Source organism: Nocardia sp. XZ_19_369, assembly GCF_015355715.1.
Classification (GTDB): Bacteria; Actinomycetota; Actinomycetes; order Mycobacteriales; family Mycobacteriaceae; genus Nocardia.
This window is the reverse complement of record NZ_JACVED010000004.1, coordinates 704,590-723,512: the sequence shown is the minus strand read 5'-3', so window position 1 is coordinate 723,512 and position 18,923 is coordinate 704,590. Positions and strand designations below refer to the sequence as shown.

Below are 18,923 nucleotides of genomic sequence, written 5' to 3'. Positions count from 1 at the left end.
GCCGAAGATTCGGTCGCCGCGCTTGCTCATGGGCACCTCGATGACGCTCGTTGCCGTCATGCGTGAGGCGCACGCGCTGGTGATTCGTTCGCTCCGCTGTGTGGTGATTCGCTTGCTCCGCTCTCTCATTCGAGCACCCCGGCTGCCCGTAGATCGGCAGCGAGAAACTCGAGTTGTTCAGGATTAGGCATCAACTGCGGCAACCGCGGCTCGCCCGCTTCGACGCCGAGCAGGCGCAGGCCGCCCTTGCTCATCGCGACACCGCCCAGCCGGAACATCGCGGCGTTCAGCGGGACCAGGCTCGCGTTGATCTCGCGGGCGCGCGCCACCTCGCCCGCGGTGTAAGCGGTGTGCAGTTCACGCAGGCGCTCGGGCACGAGATGGCCGATGACGCTGATGAATCCGGCCGCGCCGACCGACAACCAGGGCAGGTTCAGGGTGTCGTCGCCGGAGTAGAAGGCCAGATCGGTGTTCGCGATCAGGTCGGCGCCGGCATTGATATCGCCCTTGGCGTCCTTCACCGCGACGATGCGCGGGTGCTCGGCGAGCCGGCGGATGGTCTCGGTGGCGATCGGCACCACCGAGCGCGGCGGAATGTCGTAGAGGGTGACCGGCAGGTCGGTCGCGTCGGCGACCGCGGTGAAGTGCGCGAGCAGGCCCTCCTGCGAGGGACGCGAGTAGTACGGCGTCACCACCAGCAGGCCGTGCGCACCCGCGCGCTGCGCGTTGCGGGCCAATTCGATGGAGTGGGCGGTGTCGTAGGTGCCCGCGCCCGCGATCACGGTGGCGCGGTCGCCGACGGCATCGACGACGGCGCGCAGCAGGTCCGCCTTTTCCTGCTCGGTGGTGGTCGGTGACTCGCCGGTGGTGCCGGAGATGGCGAGCAGATCGACGCCGCGGTCGACCAGACGCGCCGCAAGCGCTACTCCGGCATCGACGTTGAGCTTGCCGTCGGTACCGAAGGGGGTCACCATCGCGACGCCTACGGTGCCGGACGCACGCAGCTGGGCCTGATCGGCGGGGCCTCCGTGGTTAGACATGCTGCCGCCTCCGAGCCGCGCGCACGCAGCGCGCGCTTGGCGCCGATTCACCGTTCGTCATGGTCAGAAAGGCTACCCGGTCGAGGGAACGCCCTCGACACCGTCGCCACCGAACGGACCGGCCGGTTGTCCGGGTCGAGGCCCACCGGGTGGTGATGATGTCATTCCCGTCCTTGCGTGACATCAAATATGGCGTCATGCTGATGTCATGGATCTCAACAAGTACACCGCCCGCCTGCGCGAGGACCTGATCGCGGCCGCCGCTCTCGGCGACGAGAAGACCCAGGCCACCGCGGCGGCGTTGGCCGCGGCGACGGAGAGTTCGGCCCGGCTGGTGCTACTTGCCGCGCTGTCCGACCTGGCCGCCGAACTCAGCGCTGAGCTGGGCGATCGCACCGTGCAGCTCTCCTTCGACGGCACCGAGGCCAAGGTCGACCTGCGCAAGAAACCGTCCACCGACGACCACCCCACCTTCGAGGAGATGACCGGCGACATCAGCCGGGTCACGCTGCGCCTGGTGGAACAGATGAAATCCAAGGCCGAGGAGGCGGCCGCGCAGAGCGGGCAGTCGCTGAACTCGTGGCTTTCCGGCGCTGTTTCGGGAGCTTTGCGTGATCAGATGCGTGGCTATGGGCCTAAACGGGACATCTGACGCATAGGCGCACCGACCTAGAGGAGCGCGGCGAGGTTGCCGCGCGAGCCGATCACGACCTTATCGAGTTCCAGCCAGTCGGCCATGTCGCGGAGGGCCTCGGTGAGGGCGTGCGCGGTGGCTGAGGTGTCGTGGCCGGGTTCGGCGAAAGCGCCCGGGACGGAGAGGCGGCCTGCCGCGCGTTCGGCGCGCAGGTCGACTCGGCCGACCAGTTCGCCGTTAAGGAGGAACGGGAAGACGTAGTAGCCGTGCACCCGTTTGGGTTCCGGGGTGTAGATCTCGATGCGGTAGTGGAAATCGAAGAGGCGTTCGGTGCGGGCGCGGAAGAAGATCAGCGGGTCGAACGGGCACAGCAAGGCCGCGCCTTCGACGCGGCGCGGGATCGAGGTGCCCTCGCGCAGGTAGGCCGGCTTGTCCCAGCCTTCGACCTCGACCGGGAGCAGTTCGCCCGCGTCGACCAGGTCGGCGATGGCCGGTTCGGTTTGCTTGCGGTTCAGTCGGTAGTAGTCGCGTAGGTCGGTTTCGGTGCCGATGCCGTGTGCGGTGGCCGCGCGGCGCACCAGTTCGCGCACCGCGTCTTCCTCGGAAACCTTGCGCGCCAAGATATCCGGTGGGATCACGCGTTCGGTGAGGTCGTAGTGCCTGGCGAAGCTGACGCGCTTGTCCACCGACAGGGCACCGGCGGCGAAGAGTTGTTCGCAGATCATCTTGGTGTCGCTGAGGTTCCACCAGGAGCCTTTGGCGCGCGGCTTGTCCAGTTCGAGATGGCGCTCGACCTCACCGGCGGTGCAGGCACCCACCTCGGTGATCACATCCAGAATGTCTTTGCCCAGTGTGGGATTGCGCTCTACCACCTTGCGCATCCCCGACCAGCGGCCGTGCTCGAACTGCGCCATCCGCCACCCCATCAGCGGCCAGTCCTCCACCGGAATCAGCGCGGCCTCGTGCGCCCAGTACTCGACCAGCCGGCGCGGCCGCCGGGCGTTATGACTCCACGCGGCCTCGTCGAGCAGCGTCCGATCGTACGACCCGATCCGGCTGAACACCGGCGCGTAATGCGCCCGCACCACCGCGGACACCGAATCCAACTGCAACAGTTGCGTTTTCTCGACAACCCCGAGCACCGACCGCCGGGTAGCCCGCACCGGTTTCCGCGCCGCAAACCCCTGCGCCGCCAGCGCCACCCGCCGCGCGACCCCCGCACTAATCTTCCGCATAACCGAACAATGCCACGGGGGTCCGACAATCTTCCGCCCGGCGGGACAGGGTGGAGCGATCACTCGGCATTCGCCGCCACCGTGTCCCGTTCGAGCCAGGCGCGACGGCTAGGCCCGTTCGCGTGCGACCTCGCCAGGACATGGCCGCCCGGCGGGACAGGGTGGGCGTCTAGGTGGAGACCTTGATGCTGCCGGCGGCGTCTATCTCGGTGCGGCGGTCTTGGTGAGGGGCGTTGGCGAGGACGGTGGCGAGGATGCGGCGGCCCATGGGCAGGACTCGGACGGTGACCGAACCTGCGTTGGCGGCGTCCAATTCCTTTGTCGCGGCTTCGATCACCTGTTGGCGGACCCAGCGGGGGACGCCGGCGAAACCGCCGTCGTCGAGCAGGACCACCTCCACGCCGCGCGAGCGAGCGCCACGGGCGGCACTGCTGAGCTCGTCGGTGACGAGTTGGGGTGCGCGTAGTCCGTCGCGTAGTTCGGCTTCCAGCAGCCTGCACTGTTCGCGTTCGGTGGCGGTGAGTTCGACACCGTCGGCGATGCGCTCCAGGATGGGCCTGGCCACCTTGTCGAGGCGGGCCAGCTGACGGTCGCGTTCCCCGTTCTCCGCGGCCATGGTGGCCTCGGCGGCGGCGCGCATCGTCGACTCCTCGCGCAGCAGCCGCAGCGACCGCTGGGTAGGACGCATGATCACCGCGAACAGCGAGACACCGGCCACCGTGGAGATCGGCACGATGGATCCGGCCACCACACCACCGCGCAACCCGTTCACCACGCCGACGGTCGCGATCACCGCCGCGACACCGCCGACACCGAGCCACGCCGCGCCCAACCGCCCGCGCAGCACGAGCACCGCGAGCACATAGGACGAGGCGAACGCCGTCCACACCTGCTCCGACCACCCGTTCTCGACATCGAACGAGGTGAGCGCGGTCGCCACCGGCCCGGAGGCGGCCACGAAAATCGTTGCGGGCAGCGGCAACGGATCGATCGGGACCACCAGCACCAGCACCCCGGCCGCGGCCAGCAGCACCAGGGCGGCCACCGCGGCCAGCAGCGGTGTGTCGCCGAAGTTGCGCACCATGTACAGCACGATCGTCGCCTGCAGGATGAGCAGGAACAGCCCGGCTGCCGGATCCCGCAGGCCGAGTAGATCGCGCAGCCCGAATTCGGTATCCGTATCAGCCATCGCTACCCCACACCAATGTCACCGTGGTGCCCTCGCCCGGCTGCGACTCCACGAAGCCCGCGCCGCCGGCCAGCTGACGCATCCGCCCGAGAATGCTCACCGAGATGCCGAGCCGATCGGCGGGCACCTGACTCAAATCGAAACCCGCGCCGTCGTCACGGAATACGACGCGGATACCGCCCGCGCTGATCGTCACCGTGACGGTGCGCTGCACCTCGCGGCCCGGCACGGTGGCGTGCCGCAAACTGTTGCGCACCGCCTCGGTGAGCGCGGCGGCGATGGTGCCCGCGGCGTCCACCGGCAGCCGGAGGTCGTCGAAACCGGACCACCGCCGGGCGATGAAACGGATCCCGGGATTGACCTCGTGCACGGCCGAACGCAGGAAACCGGTGGCCGACTGCGCGTCGAGCCGATTCGGCTCCACCTCGCCGACGCGGCATTCATCGAGCTGTTCGAGCGTTCGCTCGGCTTGTCTGCGCAGTACCGGCGAGTCGGTGCCCGCCCGTGATGCGTCCAGCAGCGTGGACAGCACCGCATCGTGGATCAGCGCGGCGAAGCGTGCCCGTTCGCGATCGCGGGCCGCCGCACCTGCCACGGCAGCCGCGCGTCTGCTCTCGATCGCCGACTCCCGGTCGACCCGGTCCGCGGCGGCCTTGGCGTAGATGGCGCACCACAGGAACAGCGCGCACAAGCCCGCCGCTCGCACGAAGTCGCCGGCCCAGGTGACCACCGGTGTCGCATCCGGCACCACGAGCGACTTGGCGAACGCCGACAGCGCCGCACCGACCACCAGGTAGGCGACCGCGAACAGCGGCCGCCACGCCAGCACGGCCGCGAGTACACCGAGTGCGAGCACGCGATACAGCCATACCGAGGCGGTGGCCGGCGCCGGATCGGGATAGGCGAACGGGATCACGATCATCGCCGCGAGGAAGCTCACCGCCGCCGCACCCGAAACCAGCTGGATGAGCTGCCTGCTCGACGCGATCGACACCGCGCCGAGCACCGGGAACAACCCGAACGCCAGCACCACCATCAGGATCGTCCAGCCGCCCGCGATGAACCGGCTCTGGTCCGCGATCTCCGGCAGTTCCACCACCGCGACGATCACTCCGGCGATGCCGATCGCCAGCCCGAAGCGGCGCAGAATTCGATCGGACGCACCCTCGTACGCGCTCCGTTTCGGCACCGGAGCCGCTCCCCTGCGCCAACGACTCGGCGCGATGCGGTCGAGTGTCACAGGAGCATTCGAGGTGTCCAGCATGCTGGACGCGATCACGATTGTGCCTCGCCGGCGCTCATGCGCGTGGATGCCGCTCGGGCACGGGCAGCCAGCCGTCCTCCACAGCCCGCTTGTACAGGTCGGTCTTGGTCGGCGCCGGACGTCCCGCGTCGGCGTACTTCTGGCGGATGCGGCCGAGGTAGTCGTTGACCGTCTGTTCGGACAGACCGGTCAATCGCGCGACCCGGGAGGCTTTCTCGCCGGACGCGTAGAGCGTGAGTACCTCTTCCTGACGCGGGCTCAGGCCCACGTCGGACAACTGCGGGTCGCCGTCGATGGCGGCGGCCCAGTCGGTTGTCACCACCTGTTCGCCGGACGCCGCGCGGCGCACGGCCGCGACCACGGTCTGCACGTCCTCGGACTTGCGCACCACACCGAGCACACCGGCCCGCGCGGCGGAGCGCACGAGGAACGCGTTGTCCGCGCCGGTGAAGATCAGCACCTCGATGCCACGGTCGCGCAGTGCGCGCACGTTGTCCTCGGGTGTCGACCCATCGGCCAATCGCAGATCGAGGACGACCAGGTCCAGTTGCGGTAGATCCTGAGCGGCGGCCAATAATTCCGGCACCGTGCCCGCGGTCAGTACCAGGTCGAGATCGGGTTCGGGCGCGAGCATTGCGGCCAGTCCGATCGCTACTGATTCGTGGTCTTCGACCACTCCGATCCGGCGCGGTGCGTTATTGCCCCCTTCGGCCAACGTCACCTGAAATCTCCATTCCCGAGCAAACTCGTCACATCCCCACCGCAACAACGTTCTGCCAGTATGCCGGGCCGAAGCACCGAATGGTCAGACACCAGAAATCGGGGCCGTTCCACATTCGACCTCGGCAGAGATTGTCACTGCCAGCTATTTCGGGGACAAAAACTGTCAGGTACCCATCACGTGTGCGGCAATGGTTGCGCCCAACTCCCAACACCGTTGGATGTCGTCCTTGGTCGGCGCGCCGGACACGATAACCGGTGCGGCCGCCTGCTCCCAGCCGAGGCCGGTGGTGACGCGTTCGATGCCGCGTTCAGCGCCTTCGGTGCCCTCGTTTCCGTGTAGATAGCAACCGAACGGCCGACCGCGGGTGGAATCGAGGCAGGGGTAGTAGAACGTGTCGAACGCATGCTTCAGCGCACCGGACATGTAGCCCAGATTCGCCGGGGTACCGAGCAGAAAACCATTGGCTGCCAGCACATCCGACGCGGTGACGGACAGTGCCGCGCGACGCACGACGGTCACGCCTTCGATCTCCGGATCGGTCGCGCCGGACACCACCGCCTCGAACATCGCCTGCATGTGCGGGGACGGCGTGTGATGGATGATCAGCAACTGCGCCACACGAGGATCTTAGTGCGCGCCATGCGGTGCGCCGGTGGCCACCGGTCGGCGCGGCCGGTCCGGGGCGGGCTGCCAATCTTTGCTCGAATCGGCGCGTCGAGTGGCGCGCGGATTGCGGTCGAAGTATTCGCAATCCCGCATGATGGCTCGGCCGTCCACTGAACGCCTGGCGTGAAACATCCTCGGGTGAGAGAAATTTCACCTGTTCACCGGCCTTGACCCGGACAATTCGGCGAGCGGTGTACCGCGCGGTTTGCGCCGAATTCCGCCGGATCCGCTGGCCCGCACACCTTCTATTGCGCCGAACACAGCGACTCGTCGCTTGAATTCGCGAAGCGGGAGCGGTCGTGCGTACTGGAGCCGGCAAGCGGTGCGGGTCTACCGCGCTTGGTCGCGTTCGAGTTTCTCCAGCGCGACGGCGCGGCGCATGGTGGCGCGGGCTCGGGTGCGGTCGCCTGCGTAGTCGTAGGCGCGGGCCAGGCGATAGGAGACGCGCCAATTGTCGGGGTCGGCTTCCCATTCGGTTTTGACCTGGGCGAACAGCGCGTCGGCGGCGTCGCGTTCGATCCGGCCGGACGGGCGGCGGGGCAGATCGGTGGTGTCCAGTTCGCGGCCCTCCTCGTGGATGCGGCGAGCCAGGTGCTGGTGGGCCAGGGCGGCGCGGACGGTGGCCACGACCACCCAGACGCCGACGAACGGCAGGATGAGCACGCCGATGCCGATGAGGATCGCGGCGATCCCACCGGACCCGATGAGGCTGAACGAGATTCGGCCGAGCAACAGGAAGTAGAAGCCGAGCACCAGGACGAGGGCCGCGAGCAGCGCGACGACCTTGACGACTTCCCTGTTCTGTCCGCCGCCGCCGTCGGCGGCGGAGTCCGCGGCGTTCACGCGTGCACCTGGCCCGCGTTCTCGTTCACAGGTCGAGGAAGGGGTCGAGGCCGACGGTCAGGCCGGGGCGGTTGGCGATCTCGCGGACGCCGAGCAGGACGCCGGGGGCGAACGACGACCGGTCGATGGAGTCGTGCCGGATGGTGAGCGTCTCGCCTTGCGTGCCGAACAGCACCTCCTGGTGGGCGACGAGGCCGGCCAGGCGCACCGAGTGCACCCGGACGCCCTCGACGTCGGCGCCGCGGGCGCCGTCCAGTTCGGTGCTGGTGGCATCAGGGCTGCGGCCGACGCCTGCCTGCTCACGGGCGGCGGCGATCAAGCCCGCAGTGCGGTATGCGGTGCCGGACGGCGCGTCGGCTTTGTTCGGATGGTGCAGCTCGATCACCTCGACCGACTCGAAGAACCGGGCGGCCTGTTCGGCGAAGCGCATGGACAGCACCGCGCCGATCGCGAAGTTCGGTGCGATCAGCACGCCGGTGTCGGGGCGGTCGGCCAGCCAGCCGCGCACCTCGTCGAGGCGGGCGGCGTCGAAGCCGGTGGTGCCGACTACCGCGTGGATGCCGTGCTGCACCAGGAACTTCAGGTTCGCCATCACCACATCCGGATGCGTGAAGTCGACCACTACCTGCGTGTTCGCCGCGGTGAACGCGTCGAGCAAATCGTCCTTGTCGACGGCGGCGACCAGTTCCAGATCGGCCGCCGCTTCCACGGCCGCACAGATCGCCTGTCCGACTTTGCCGCGCGCTCCGAGCACTCCGACCCGTGTGGTCACCGCACCTCCTCTTTCCGCTTTCGTCGGTGTCAGCCTATCGACCGTGCCGGGGCGGCGGTCCGCTGACCTCTGTGATTCACATTGCTATATGCGCATGTTTGCAAATGGTGCACCCGCTGCCCTACCGTCGCGGGCGTGACTTCGATTCATCAGCGGGCAGCGGATTTTCTACGGACGCACGACAGTAAGAACCTTGGTGTCGGGCAGCATGATTGGCGGTACTACACCGGTGGCGCGGGGGATCCGGTGCTGCTGCTCAGCGGTGGGGCGGGCATCGGTATCAGCTGGCTCGATGTGGCGAGCGCGCTGATTCCGCGGTTCCGGACCATCGCTCCCGACTATCCGTCGGGTGTCGGGTCCGTCGCCGAGCTGGTCGACGGTGTGGTCGCGGTGCTCGATGCGGCGGGGGTCGATCGGGCGCATGTGGTCGGGCAGTCGGCGGGTGGCATGTTCGCAGAACTCCTGTCGCGTCGGGCGCCGGATCGGGTCCGGTCGCTGACCTTGTCGAGTACCGGGTTGTACGGGCCGGAGGATGTGGACCGGCTGCGGATGCGGGTCGACATCACCGTGGCGACGCCGTGGCCCGAGACGCAGGCGGCGATTCGTACCGCGTTGCGCAGCACCTGGGCGGACTCCGAGGAGGCCGAGTTCTGGATCGAGCAGGTGGTGGCGGCCACCGATGCGGCGGGTAGTGCGGGTGCCGCCAATTCCTATCGGCTGTTGCTGGAGCTCGCCGAGGGGGTGGACGAGCTCATGCACGGTTCCGCTTGGTCCGGGCCCACCTTGATCTTCCGAGCGGACGACGATCCGCTGATCACCGGCACCCACACCGGACGCTTGCGCGATCTGCACCCCGGCTGTGAATTCCGCACCTTCACGGAAGGCGGCCATTCCCTGCTGATCAGTCGAACTGCGGACTACGTCGCCACGGTGACCGAATTCCTCAGCCGCATTTAGCTATTCCCGCCATGGACAGAGCACCTGCACTCCCGTGCCGCGGAAGTCCTTCTCGTTGCGAGTGACGACGGCGAGTCCGTGGGCTTCCGCGGTGGCCGCGATGAGCGCGTCCACGGCGTCGACCCGATGGCCGACGCCTTCGGCTCTGGCGCGGATGCGGCCCCAGGCCTGCGCGACACCGAGGTCGATCGGCAGTAGTCGCGCGTCGAATCGGTCGGTGATCTGGTCGGACAGCCAGGTGGTCAAGCGTGCCTTGCGCCGCCCGTTGGACATCCGGTCGACGCCTCGGCGGATCTCCCCGATCGTGATGACGCTCAGGAACATTCGTTCCTCGTCGGCGTCGTGCAGCCATTCGATGAGTCCGGGATCCGGTCGGGGCTTGATCCATTCCGAGACGGCGTTCGTGTCCAGGAGGTAGCCCATCGGCTCGTCCTCGATGGCCCTCACAGGATCACGTCGCGGTGCTGCGGATCCGTCCTGTCCCGAGTCACGACCAGCTCCGGGTCGCGTAGTGGCGAGTCGGCGAAGAACTCGGCCAGACTGCCCTGGCGCGCGTTCCGGCGCCGCCATTCGTCGATCGGTACGACAACGGCGACTTCACGTCCATGCTTGCTGATCACCTGCGGTCCCTCCCGTTCCACCGTGTCGATCAACTCGGACAACCTGGCCTTCGCGTCGGCGAGAGGCCATGCGACGTCTGGTCGCTCCGACCGCTTTCGTGCCATCTGATCACCCGTTTCGACCACTTTGACTATTCTGGTCAGTTCAGCGTACCTATCGGGTCGCTGTGGCGCCAGGCCTGGTGGGGGCGTCAGTCGAAGACGATGACCTGTCGCAGGGCGTGCCCTGCGGCGAGTTCGTCCATGGCGCGGTTGATGTCGTCGAGGCCGATGTGTGCGGACACCAGACGTTCGACGGGCAGTCGGCCTTCGCGCCACATCCGGACATAGGCCGGAATGTCGCGGGCGGGGACGGCCGAGCCCAAATAGCTGCCGACGATCGAACGTCCCTGCGCGACAAGGCCCAGCGGTGAAATGCTGGCGCGAGCGTCCGGGGCGGGCAGACCCACGGTCACCGTGGTGCCACCGGGAGCCGTTGCGGCGACAGCGGTTTCGAAGGCCCGGATGTTGCCCGCGGCCTCCACCACGATCTCCGCTTGCACACCCGACTCGGCCACCTGCGCCGGCGTGTATGCCGCGGTGGCGCCCAATTCCTCTGCCAGAGCCAGCTTTTCCGGGACGGTATCCACCGCGATGACCTCGTGACCGTCGGCCGCCAACGACACCGCGACCAGCACCGCCGCCATGCCGACCCCACCCAGCCCGACCACCATGATCCGGTCCCCCGGCCCCGGCTTCGCCGAATTCAACAGTGCGCCACCGCCGGTCAGCACCGCACAGCCGAGCACGGCCGCCACCTCCGGTGGCACGTCGTCGTCCACCGGCACCACCGACCTGCGATCCACCACCGCGTGCGTCGCGAAGGCGGACACCCCGAGATGATGGTGCACCTCGGCACCGTCGCGGCTCAGCCGCCGCCCGCCGCCGAGCAGTTCGCCCGCGTTGTTGGCGACACTGCCGGGTACACACGGCGTCCGGCCGTCGGTCGCGCATCCCGCGCATTCGCCGCAGCGCGGCAGGAAGGTCATCACCACGCGCTGCCCGATCGCGAGATCGCTGCCGCCAGGGCCGATCGCCTCGACCCGCCCCGCCGCCTCGTGGCCGAGCAGCATCGGCACCGGCCGCACCCGATTACCGTCGACCACCGACAGGTCCGAATGGCACAGCCCCGCCGCCTCGATCCGCACCAGCAGCTCCCCCGCCGCCGGCTCGCCGAGCTCCAACTCACCCACACTGATCGGCGCCGACTCGGCGAACGGCACGGGCGCCGCGATCCGCTCCAGGATCGCCCCACGAATCTTCATTCCGCCGACGCTACCGTCCACGCTGTCCCAGGCACAGGGTTCCGATCCGAAGCACACCCTCGCGCGCGTTTCGGGCCGCCGCCGCCCGAATCAGCGGGCAACCGCCTGCGCAGCGGCCACGCGGACGGCGGCGACAGGGGCCGAGCTATCGCACCCGCTCGGCGACCCTGGTGGCGCGGTAGAGCAACCATTCCAGGGGTCCGCGGTGGAAGAAGCGGGACCAGCAGTACGCGAACATCATGATGATCGCACTCAGTCCGAGCAGCACCGGGAGCGAACCAGCGGGCAGCACCTCGAAGCCGAGCGCGGCGATCGCGGCGACGTGGAATACGTAGGCGGTCAACGACATGCTGCCGACCGCGATCAAGGGTGTGGCCACCCGCAGGAAACGCCGGGACCCGTCACACGCCGCCAAGGAGGCGATGAGCACCGTGAGTGCGACGCCGGTGTTGCCGACGATCGACAGGGTGGTTTCGCTGTGCGGCATGGCGCTCAGCTGATATTGCCAGCCTGCCGGATCCTCGGCCATGTCGGACCACCAGGGCGCGTGCATGATTCCCGGCGCCGTCGCATCGGACGCGAAATGCAGCGCCACCGCGGATCCGCCGTAGCCGAGCGTCGCCAAGCCAAGACCGGTGGCCGCGAGCCGAACGCGAATCACCTTGTCGGCCAAGTCGAGTCGTGCGACAGCCATACCCGCGACGACGAACGGCAGCCAACTGAGCGCCGGGTAGCTGCCGGTCAGTAGCAGCCCGACCACCCCGTCATTGCTGCTGCCCGGATCACCGCGCCCGCTCAACCAGGCGAGCGGATCGAACCGGGTGACAGCGGCGGTCCAACCGGAGTCCGTGGCCGTCACGACCGCCATGATTTGCGGGAGCACCAGCGCGCTCACCGCCGCCAGCACCGCCAGCGTGCCCGCGCGCAACCGGGCCAGCGGCAGCGCCAACAGGAAGTACAGCCCGTAGTAGGCCAGAATCACCTCGACCTTGGTCCCCGAAGCGGTCAGCGCGGTGCCGAGCACCAGCAGAATCACCGCCCGGATCAGGATCTTCACCCGCGCCTGCCGACCCGCCCGCCCCGTCTTCGGCACCCGGCGCCCGGTGATCAGCAGAATCGAGAACCCCGCCAAGAACGCGAACAACGCCGAAGACCGCCCATGCGTCACCTCCATGGCGAACCCGAGGACACCACCCTGCCCCGGCTCCGGACCCACGTGCGCGGCGTACATCCCCAGCACCGCCAGCCCTCGCGCGAGATCCACCCCCACCAACCGCACGCCGACCCGGACGTGGTCACTCACCAGCACCGTGGCCCCCGGCCGCACCGTATCCCCCACTCCTCCTGCGCCCACCGCCCCTTCGACCCGCGCGGTATCGCCGACCCGCAATGCTGCGCCCGTCCGCGCCGCGCCCTCGGATTGCCCGACCGCATCCCCGATCGACGCAGCAGGCAGTGCTGGAATCACGTTGTGTCCCATCGCTTCAGCGTCGAGGGCAGCGCGCCTGTCCGGTATCCGGCACGAGTCCGGACCATCTCCCCTGGTCGGCGGCGTGCCACCCGCCGACCGGCTGGACGGCCCCCGCCGATCGGCTACCCGGACCCCTCCCGGTCGGGTGTGCCCGGCACCCGGATCTAGGCTCACGGGCAGGTGCGGTGACGGAGGAGGTGTGGCGGGTGATTCGGGTGGTGGTCGTGGATGACGAGGCGCTGGTGCGGTCCGGTTTCGAGCTGATTCTGAATGCGGCCGCCGACATCGAGGTGGTGGCGACGGCGACCGGTGCGGCGGCGGTGGCGGCGGTCACGGCGGCGCGGCCGGATGTCGTGCTGCTCGATATCCGGATGCCCGACGTCGACGGGCTGACGGTGCTGCGTCAGTTGCGCGCCATGTCGGACCCGCCGGCGGTCGCGATGCTGACGACCTTCGATGCCGACGACTACATTCTGTCCGCATTGCGTTCCGGCGCAGCGGGTTTCATCCTCAAAGACACCGAACCCGAGCAACTGGCCCAGCTGACCCGCACTCTCGCCGCGGGCGGCGTCGTGCTGTCCCCCAAGGCCTCGGCCGCGTTGTTGCGCAACGCCGAACCCGCCACCGCCGCCGATATCGACGCGGACGCGGCGCGCGTCGAACGGCTCACCGATCGGGAACGAGCGGTGCTCGTGCTGATCGCCGAGGGGCTGTCGAATGCCGAGATCGGTCAGCGGATCCACCTGAGCGTCGGCACGATCAAGGATCACGTCAGCGCGATCTTCACCAAGTTGCGAGTGAGCAGCCGCGTGCAGGCGGCGTTGCTCGCGCAACGAGCGGGACTGCTGTCGTGAACCGGCGTCCGCCGTGGCTGATCGACCTCGCACTGGTCGCGGTGGCGGTGGCCGACGTCCTCGCCGACGGCGAAGTCACCTCGCGCGTCGAGCTCGTCGCGGCGGCTATCGCCTGCGCGGCCTTGCTGCTGCGCCGCCGCTTTCCCCTGGTGGTCTTCGCGTTGACGCTGCCCGCGAGCTTGCTGCTCGCCATTCTCGCCGCGCCCGCTATCGCGCTGTACTCGCTGGCCGAACGCACGACCAACCGCACGCTGCTGCTCGCGTCCGTGCTCGCCACCTCGATCGCCGTGTCCATGCCGTGGCCGCCCGGCGAGTCCGTCGCCCAGCGGGACATCGTCACTTCCTTCGCTTACGCGCTGGCCTGGGCGGGTGTCCCGGTGCTGCTCGGCCAACTCGTGCGGACCCGCCGCGATCTGTCCGCCCGGTTGGTCGAGATCGAGGAGGCGCGCGACCACGAACGGCGACTGCACGCCCAAGCGGTGCTGGCCCGGGAACGCGCGCAGATCGGCCGCGAAATGCACGACGTGGTCGCCCACCAGGTCAGCTTGATCGCCGTGCGCGCGGGCGCGCTCCAGGTCGCGGCCACCGACGCCGACGCGGCCGAGGCGGCGCGCACCATCCGCAGGCTCAGCGTCGACACACTGGACGAACTGCGCCACATGGTCACCCTGCTGCGCGCCGCGGGCGGCCAGAGCACCGAGCTCACCCCGCAGCCGACGCTCGCCGATCTGCGAAAGTTGCTCGACTCCAGCGGCATTCGGGTCGAGCTGCGCGGCGAGCTGCCCGACGAGCTCAGCGCGCCGGGCCAGCGCACCGTCTATCGCACGGTGCAGGAGGCGCTCACCAACGTCCGCAAGCACGCACCGGGCGCGGCCGCCACCGTCGAGCTCTGGCACGACGGTGACCACTTCGGCGTCACGGTCAGCAATACCGAGCCGACCCGGCCTGCGGTGTCCCTGCCCAGCTCACGGCACGGATTGGTCGGGCTTGCCGAGCGGGCCGAACTTCTCGGTGGCAGTTTCGAATCCGGTCCGACCGCCGATCGAGGCTATCGCGTCGCGCTGCGTCTGCCGCGCTGACCCGAAACATGGTCTCTGTCACTGGATACTGGCGACATCCATGGAATGTTTGCTAGCGTCTTCGACCGTGACGGTGCTCCCGTTGGCCGCCTTGTACCGAGCCCGGGGTCGGGACCGTCACCGCACAAGGAGAAAATTCCACTGTCAGTACAGTTCAATCACACCATTGTCGGTTGCCACGATAGTCGAGTGACCGCTGAATTCTGGGCAGACATTCTGGGCGCGGAACTCGGGGCCGAATGGGGCCCGTTCATTCCGCTCCCGCTGGATAATTCGGTCACTTTCGATTTCGCGAATGTGCCGCCGCATGTCACCGAAATTCAGCCGCAGCATTACGCATTCCTGATCTCCGAGCCCGAATTCGACGCGGCCTACGCCAAGATCCAGCGCTACAAACTGGACCACTGGGCCGACCCGCGTCAGCACGGCGTCAACGAGATCAATCACAATGACGGCGGCCGCGGCGTCTACTTCCTGGATCCCAACGGCCACTTCATGGAGTTGATCACCGTCCCGTACGGCGGCTGGCCCAGCTGATCGATCGAGGGGCGGCGTCCCACCCGGACGCCGCCCTTCCTTCGCGCAACCGTCACTCGCCGGGCTGCTCCGGCGGCCACGGGTTGGGTTTGATATTGGCCGGTTTGCGGGTCGGGATGTCGTCCCAGTCGAAGTGCGTGCCGACCCAGGCCTTCGGACGGTCGAAGGTGACTTCGGTGGCGGTGAAGCGGGCATCGACGAAGGAGATGTCGCCGAAGAAGTCGCCCTCGGTGAAATCGACGGAGCGGCCGGCGAACGTAGTGCCCGCGAACGTGGTGGTGCCGTGGAATTCGGCTCCGCTGAAGTCCGTTTCGCGGGTACCCCGGTTGCGCATGCGGGCCGGGGCGCCGATGCGGGTGTCGTCGAAAGCAACGGCGTTCGCCTCGAACTGGGCGCCCGCGAACGTGATTCGTGGGCTGGAGATATCCGCGCCGGTGAAGGCGAGGTGCTGCCCGTCCAGGATGGCCTGTTCGAACGAGGTGAGGTCGGCGTGGAACTTCGTGTCCTGGAACGAGGTTCGGGCGCCGGTGCAGCGGATGCCGCTGAACGTCGTCCGCGGGCCGGTGAAGACGGCGTCCTCGAAAGACACCGAACCGTCGAACATCGCGCCGTCGAAGGTGGTGCCGTAACCAGCGCTTTCGACCTTCTCGGGCCGAGCCGGGCCGAACCGCGCGTGCTCGAACAGCACGGGACCGCCTTCGAACACCGCGTCGCGGAAGGTGACGTGCGGGCCGGCGAAGAGCGCGTGCTCGAACGTGGTGCGGCCGATGAAGACCGCGCGGGCGAACGAGATGTTGCGTCCCCGGAAGACCGCGTACCGGAAGTCGCCGCGTTCGATGACCGCGTTGGTGAAGGTGAACTCGCAGTCCGACCAGGAGATCTCGGCCGACCGCTGCAGATGCGCGGCGATCACCTGCACGATGGTGCGGCGCACTTCCCGGTCGTTCTGCCGAAACTGGTAGACCCGCTCGACCTTGAGACCCGACTCGTCCACTGTTTCCGCTTGCGACACAAGGTGATTCGCACCGGCCACCGGATCGTAGGGCAGACGAAGGTAACCGCAGAGCACGTCGACACACTGCTGACGCCTGCTCGGCGAACGGAACTCGTCGGCGACCCCGGCCATCGCGTAGACCCCGGCGATCCGCACCGCCACGTCGGCATCGCCGAGTTGCCGCGAGGCGGCGCCGAACAGATCGGCGAAGCGTCCGCGTTCCAGGTCGCGCTGCCGCCGATAGGCCACCACGAGCGCGACGGCGCCACCGACTCCGGCGACCACCGCCAACGCGATCTTGGTCAGCTCCAACTGATTCGGCGTCTCGGCCTCCGCGCCCATCGCCAGCCAGAGCAGCCACCAGGTGAGCACCGCGATACCGAGGCCGCAGACCACCGCCGCCAGCACCGCAAGCAGTAACGCCTGGCGGTGCAGTCGGTCGCCCAACCGCCCCCATCGCATTAGCGCATGGTAGCCGCATTGCCGCCCGTCGACTACCGGACAAGATCGGCTATCCCTGCGCCCCAAACTCTTTCAAATGTCCTCTATCCATGCGGCGCACATCGTGAAGAGCCGCACTCGACCGAGGCCACCGGACGACGGCGCACTTGCGTCGGCCGGGCAAACGCGGACAACAGGTGCGAGCCGCGTCGCTGGACCGCTCGGCCGGGCTCCTCGAGTAGTCTGCGGACATGTCCGCTGACGATTCGCTGGATCCGATCGCCGAGGTCGAGACCGTACACGCGCTGCTGTCCACCTGGCTGGGGACCGACGCCGAGCCCGATGTCCTGGAACGTTTCGCCGCGACCCAGCACGCCACGTTCTCCATGGTGACCATGGCGGGCACCCGGGTGAGTAGCTCGGAGCTGCTGTCGGGGCTGCGCCGCGCCCGCAATTCCGCGCCCGGGCTCGATATCGAGATCTCCGAGGCGGAGGTGCTGCTCAACGAAGGAAATGTGACGGTGGTCCGCTTCATGGAGCGCCATCATCGCGACGGAAAGCACGCCGACCGCTGGTCGACCGTGGTGCTGACCACCGAGGGCAACCCGCCCCGCTACAGCTGGCGCGTGCTGCAGGAAACGGCAGCCCCCACCGACTGACGCGCCTGCGCTGTCACCCCCGTCCGGTAGACATGATGTGCGGCACCCGGCGTGCCTCGGACCACCCCTCGCACCGCGACTCGGAGGCTGTCCATGAGATGTGTTGTGTTCGGCGCGACCGGCTACATCGGCGGACGACTGGTCCCGGAACTCTTGGCGGCGGGTCATTCGGTGCGGCTGATGGTGCGCACGCCCGGCAAACTCGACGAGGTCCCGTGGCGCGACGACGTGGAGATCGTCACCGGTGATGTCACCGATGCGGCGTCGGTCACCGCCGCCCTGGAGAACCAGGAGATTCTGTACTACCTGGTGCATTCGCTGATCCAGCGCGACTTCGTCGACATCGATCGCCGGGCCGCGCGCATCGTGGCGAGCGCAGCCGCCACCGCGGGACTGTCCAGAATCGTGTATCTGGGCGGCATCATTCCGCAGGGCGAGCGGCTGTCGCCGCATCTGTCCTCGCGGGCGGAGGTCGGTGAAATCCTGCTCGGCTCGGGCGTGCCCACCGTCGAGTTCCGGGCCGCGGTGATCATCGGGTCCGGGTCGGCGAGCTTCGAAATGCTGCGCTATCTGTCCGAACGGCTGCCCGCGATGATCACGCCGCGCTGGGTGCACAACCGCATTCAGCCGATCGCGATCCGCGACGTGCTCTACTACCTCACCCACGCCGGCGCCCTCGGCCCGGAGGTGAACCGCTCCTTCGCCATCGGCGGACCCGACGTCCTGACCTACCTCGACATGCTCCGCAGATACGCGGTGATCGCCAAGCTGCCGCGCCGCGCGGTGGTGCCGGTGCCGGTGTTGACACCCTGGCTGTCGGCGCAGTGGGTCAACCTGGTCACGCCGGTGCCGCGCGCGATCGCCGTGCCGTTGATCGAGTCACTGGTGCACGAGGTCGTCTGCGGCGACCACGACATCGCCGACCACATCCCGGACCCGCCGGACGGTCTGACCGGGTTCGAGCGCGCGGTGGAACTCGCGCTGGCCCGGATCCGCGACTTCGATGTGCCGACCCGCTGGTCCGACGCCGACACCCCCGGCGCACCGTCGGACCCGCTGCCCAGCGACCCGGACTGGTCCGGCGGCTCGCTGTACCAGGATGTGCGCGAACGCCACACCGACGCCGACCCCGCCACCGTCTGGCAGGTCATCGAATCCATCGGCGGTGAGCACGGGTGGTATTCATTCCCGCTGGCCTGGTCGGTGCGCGGGTGGATCGACCGGGTTGCGGGTGGCGCCGGGCTGCGGCGCGGGCGACGCGATCCGCACCGGTTGCGGGCGGGAGAAGCGCTGGACTGGTGGCGCGTCGAGCACATCGAACGACCGCGGCTGCTCCGGCTGCGCGCCGAGATGCGAGTGCCGGGCGATGCCTGGCTGGAGCTGTCGGCGGAGCCGGATGCCGGTGGCGGGACGATGTATCGCCAGCGCGCCATCTTCGAACCGCGCGGGTTGTCCGGGCATGCGTATTGGAAGGCGATCTCTCCATTTCATCGCGTCGTGTTCGGGGGGATGGTTCGTAATATCACCGGGGCCGCCGAAGCTACTGAGCGGCAAGCTGGTTCGTGATTGCCGTGCACTGTTGACCACAGCGATCGAGCGCAGAACCGGCGCACCTCTAGAGGTCGGCGTCATCGGCTGAG

At 68.4% G+C, this 18,923-nt stretch carries 20 protein-coding genes; 7 read left to right on the top strand and 13 right to left on the bottom strand.

The features are described 5' to 3' along the window. Positions 1 to 125: 125 nt before the first annotated feature. A complete protein-coding gene (gene dapA, locus IBX18_RS18675) occupies positions 126 to 1,040 on the bottom strand; it encodes a 4-hydroxy-tetrahydrodipicolinate synthase (protein ID WP_135232311.1) in 915 nt (304 codons plus the stop codon). Positions 1,041 to 1,248: 208 nt separating this feature from the next. On the opposite strand from dapA, the gene IBX18_RS18670 reads away from it, so the two are divergent. Further along, the gene (locus IBX18_RS18670; RefSeq protein WP_194834847.1) at positions 1,249 to 1,692 is read left to right on the top strand and encodes a hypothetical protein; all 444 of its coding nucleotides are present in this window, start codon (positions 1,249 to 1,251) and stop codon (positions 1,690 to 1,692) included. Positions 1,693 to 1,709: 17 nt separating this feature from the next. Here the strand turns inward: IBX18_RS18670 and IBX18_RS18665 are convergent, their stop codons facing one another. The 7 genes from IBX18_RS18665 to dapB all read right to left on the bottom strand — a co-directional run bounded on the left by IBX18_RS18665 (position 1,710) and on the right by dapB (position 8,367). Further along, the gene (locus IBX18_RS18665) at positions 1,710 to 2,909 is read right to left on the bottom strand and encodes a winged helix-turn-helix domain-containing protein (protein ID WP_194834846.1); all 1,200 of its coding nucleotides are present in this window, start codon (positions 2,907 to 2,909) and stop codon (positions 1,710 to 1,712) included. A gap of 169 nt (positions 2,910 to 3,078) precedes the next feature. Continuing rightward, positions 3,079 to 4,098 carry a hypothetical protein gene (locus IBX18_RS18660; protein ID WP_107658254.1) on the bottom strand — a complete coding sequence of 340 codons (1,020 nt, stop codon included), beginning with the start codon at positions 4,096 to 4,098 and terminating at the stop codon, positions 3,079 to 3,081. Continuing rightward, positions 4,091 to 5,287, bottom strand: coding sequence for an ATP-binding protein (locus IBX18_RS18655; protein WP_306796316.1), 1,197 nt, complete (start codon positions 5,285 to 5,287; stop codon positions 4,091 to 4,093). Before IBX18_RS18655 ends, IBX18_RS18660 begins: the two co-directional genes overlap by 8 nt. A 109-nt stretch (positions 5,288 to 5,396) precedes the next feature. Beyond that, positions 5,397 to 6,083, bottom strand: a complete 687-nt coding sequence (locus IBX18_RS18650; protein WP_107658256.1) for a response regulator — start codon at positions 6,081 to 6,083, stop codon at positions 5,397 to 5,399. Positions 6,084 to 6,248: 165 nt separating this feature from the next. Beyond that, the gene (locus IBX18_RS18645) at positions 6,249 to 6,704 is read right to left on the bottom strand and encodes a flavodoxin family protein (protein WP_194834844.1); all 456 of its coding nucleotides are present in this window, start codon (positions 6,702 to 6,704) and stop codon (positions 6,249 to 6,251) included. Positions 6,705 to 7,082: 378 nt separating this feature from the next. Further along, on the bottom strand, positions 7,083 to 7,595 hold the full coding sequence (locus tag IBX18_RS18640) for a hypothetical protein (RefSeq protein ID WP_194834843.1): 513 nt from the start codon (positions 7,593 to 7,595) through the stop codon (positions 7,083 to 7,085). 25 nt (positions 7,596 to 7,620) lie between these two features. Continuing rightward, entirely contained in the window at positions 7,621 to 8,367 is a 747-nt protein-coding gene (gene dapB, locus IBX18_RS18635) for a 4-hydroxy-tetrahydrodipicolinate reductase (RefSeq protein ID WP_194834842.1), read from the bottom strand. Between the two features lie 135 nt (positions 8,368 to 8,502). On the opposite strand from dapB, the gene IBX18_RS18630 reads away from it, so the two are divergent. Further along, a complete protein-coding gene (locus IBX18_RS18630) occupies positions 8,503 to 9,324 on the top strand; it encodes an alpha/beta fold hydrolase (RefSeq protein ID WP_194834841.1) in 822 nt (273 codons plus the stop codon). On the opposite strand, the gene IBX18_RS18625 is transcribed toward IBX18_RS18630, so the two are convergent. The 4 genes from IBX18_RS18625 to IBX18_RS18610 form a co-directional block, all read right to left on the bottom strand. Next, positions 9,325 to 9,771, bottom strand: coding sequence for a type II toxin-antitoxin system VapC family toxin (locus IBX18_RS18625; protein ID WP_306796315.1), 447 nt, complete (start codon positions 9,769 to 9,771; stop codon positions 9,325 to 9,327). Beyond that, entirely contained in the window at positions 9,768 to 10,049 is a 282-nt protein-coding gene (locus tag IBX18_RS18620; RefSeq protein ID WP_107658261.1) for a type II toxin-antitoxin system Phd/YefM family antitoxin, read from the bottom strand. Before IBX18_RS18620 ends, IBX18_RS18625 begins: the two co-directional genes overlap by 4 nt. Positions 10,050 to 10,135: 86 nt before the next feature. Continuing rightward, the gene (locus tag IBX18_RS18615; RefSeq protein WP_194834840.1) at positions 10,136 to 11,248 is read right to left on the bottom strand and encodes an alcohol dehydrogenase catalytic domain-containing protein; all 1,113 of its coding nucleotides are present in this window, start codon (positions 11,246 to 11,248) and stop codon (positions 10,136 to 10,138) included. Between the two features lie 145 nt (positions 11,249 to 11,393). Continuing rightward, a complete protein-coding gene (locus IBX18_RS18610) occupies positions 11,394 to 12,728 on the bottom strand; it encodes a DUF418 domain-containing protein (RefSeq protein ID WP_194834839.1) in 1,335 nt (444 codons plus the stop codon). 176 nt (positions 12,729 to 12,904) lie between these two features. On the opposite strand from IBX18_RS18610, the gene IBX18_RS18605 reads away from it, so the two are divergent. The 3 genes from IBX18_RS18605 (at position 12,905) to IBX18_RS18595 (ending at position 15,189) form a co-directional block, all read left to right on the top strand. Then, positions 12,905 to 13,573: a response regulator transcription factor gene (locus IBX18_RS18605; RefSeq protein WP_306796314.1), complete on the top strand. Its 669-nt coding sequence runs from the start codon at positions 12,905 to 12,907 to the stop codon at positions 13,571 to 13,573. Further along, positions 13,570 to 14,652 (top strand): sensor histidine kinase, encoded by a 1,083-nt coding sequence (locus tag IBX18_RS18600; protein WP_194834838.1) that lies wholly within the window; start codon positions 13,570 to 13,572, stop codon positions 14,650 to 14,652. Before IBX18_RS18605 ends, IBX18_RS18600 begins: the two co-directional genes overlap by 4 nt. 141 nt (positions 14,653 to 14,793) lie before the next feature. After that, positions 14,794 to 15,189: a VOC family protein gene (locus IBX18_RS18595; RefSeq protein ID WP_194834965.1), complete on the top strand. Its 396-nt coding sequence runs from the start codon at positions 14,794 to 14,796 to the stop codon at positions 15,187 to 15,189. A 52-nt stretch (positions 15,190 to 15,241) separates the two neighbouring features. On the opposite strand, the gene IBX18_RS18590 is transcribed toward IBX18_RS18595, so the two are convergent. Next, positions 15,242 to 16,645 (bottom strand): pentapeptide repeat-containing protein, encoded by a 1,404-nt coding sequence (locus IBX18_RS18590; RefSeq protein WP_228541284.1) that lies wholly within the window; start codon positions 16,643 to 16,645, stop codon positions 15,242 to 15,244. Between the two features lie 230 nt (positions 16,646 to 16,875). Here IBX18_RS18590 and IBX18_RS18585 point away from each other — a divergent pair, with 230 nt between their 5' ends. Continuing rightward, positions 16,876 to 17,283, top strand: coding sequence for a hypothetical protein (locus tag IBX18_RS18585; protein ID WP_194834837.1), 408 nt, complete (start codon positions 16,876 to 16,878; stop codon positions 17,281 to 17,283). A 93-nt stretch (positions 17,284 to 17,376) separates the two neighbouring features. After that, positions 17,377 to 18,849 carry an SDR family oxidoreductase gene (locus IBX18_RS18580; protein WP_194834836.1) on the top strand — a complete coding sequence of 491 codons (1,473 nt, stop codon included), beginning with the start codon at positions 17,377 to 17,379 and terminating at the stop codon, positions 18,847 to 18,849. Positions 18,850 to 18,923 lie beyond the last annotated feature (74 nt).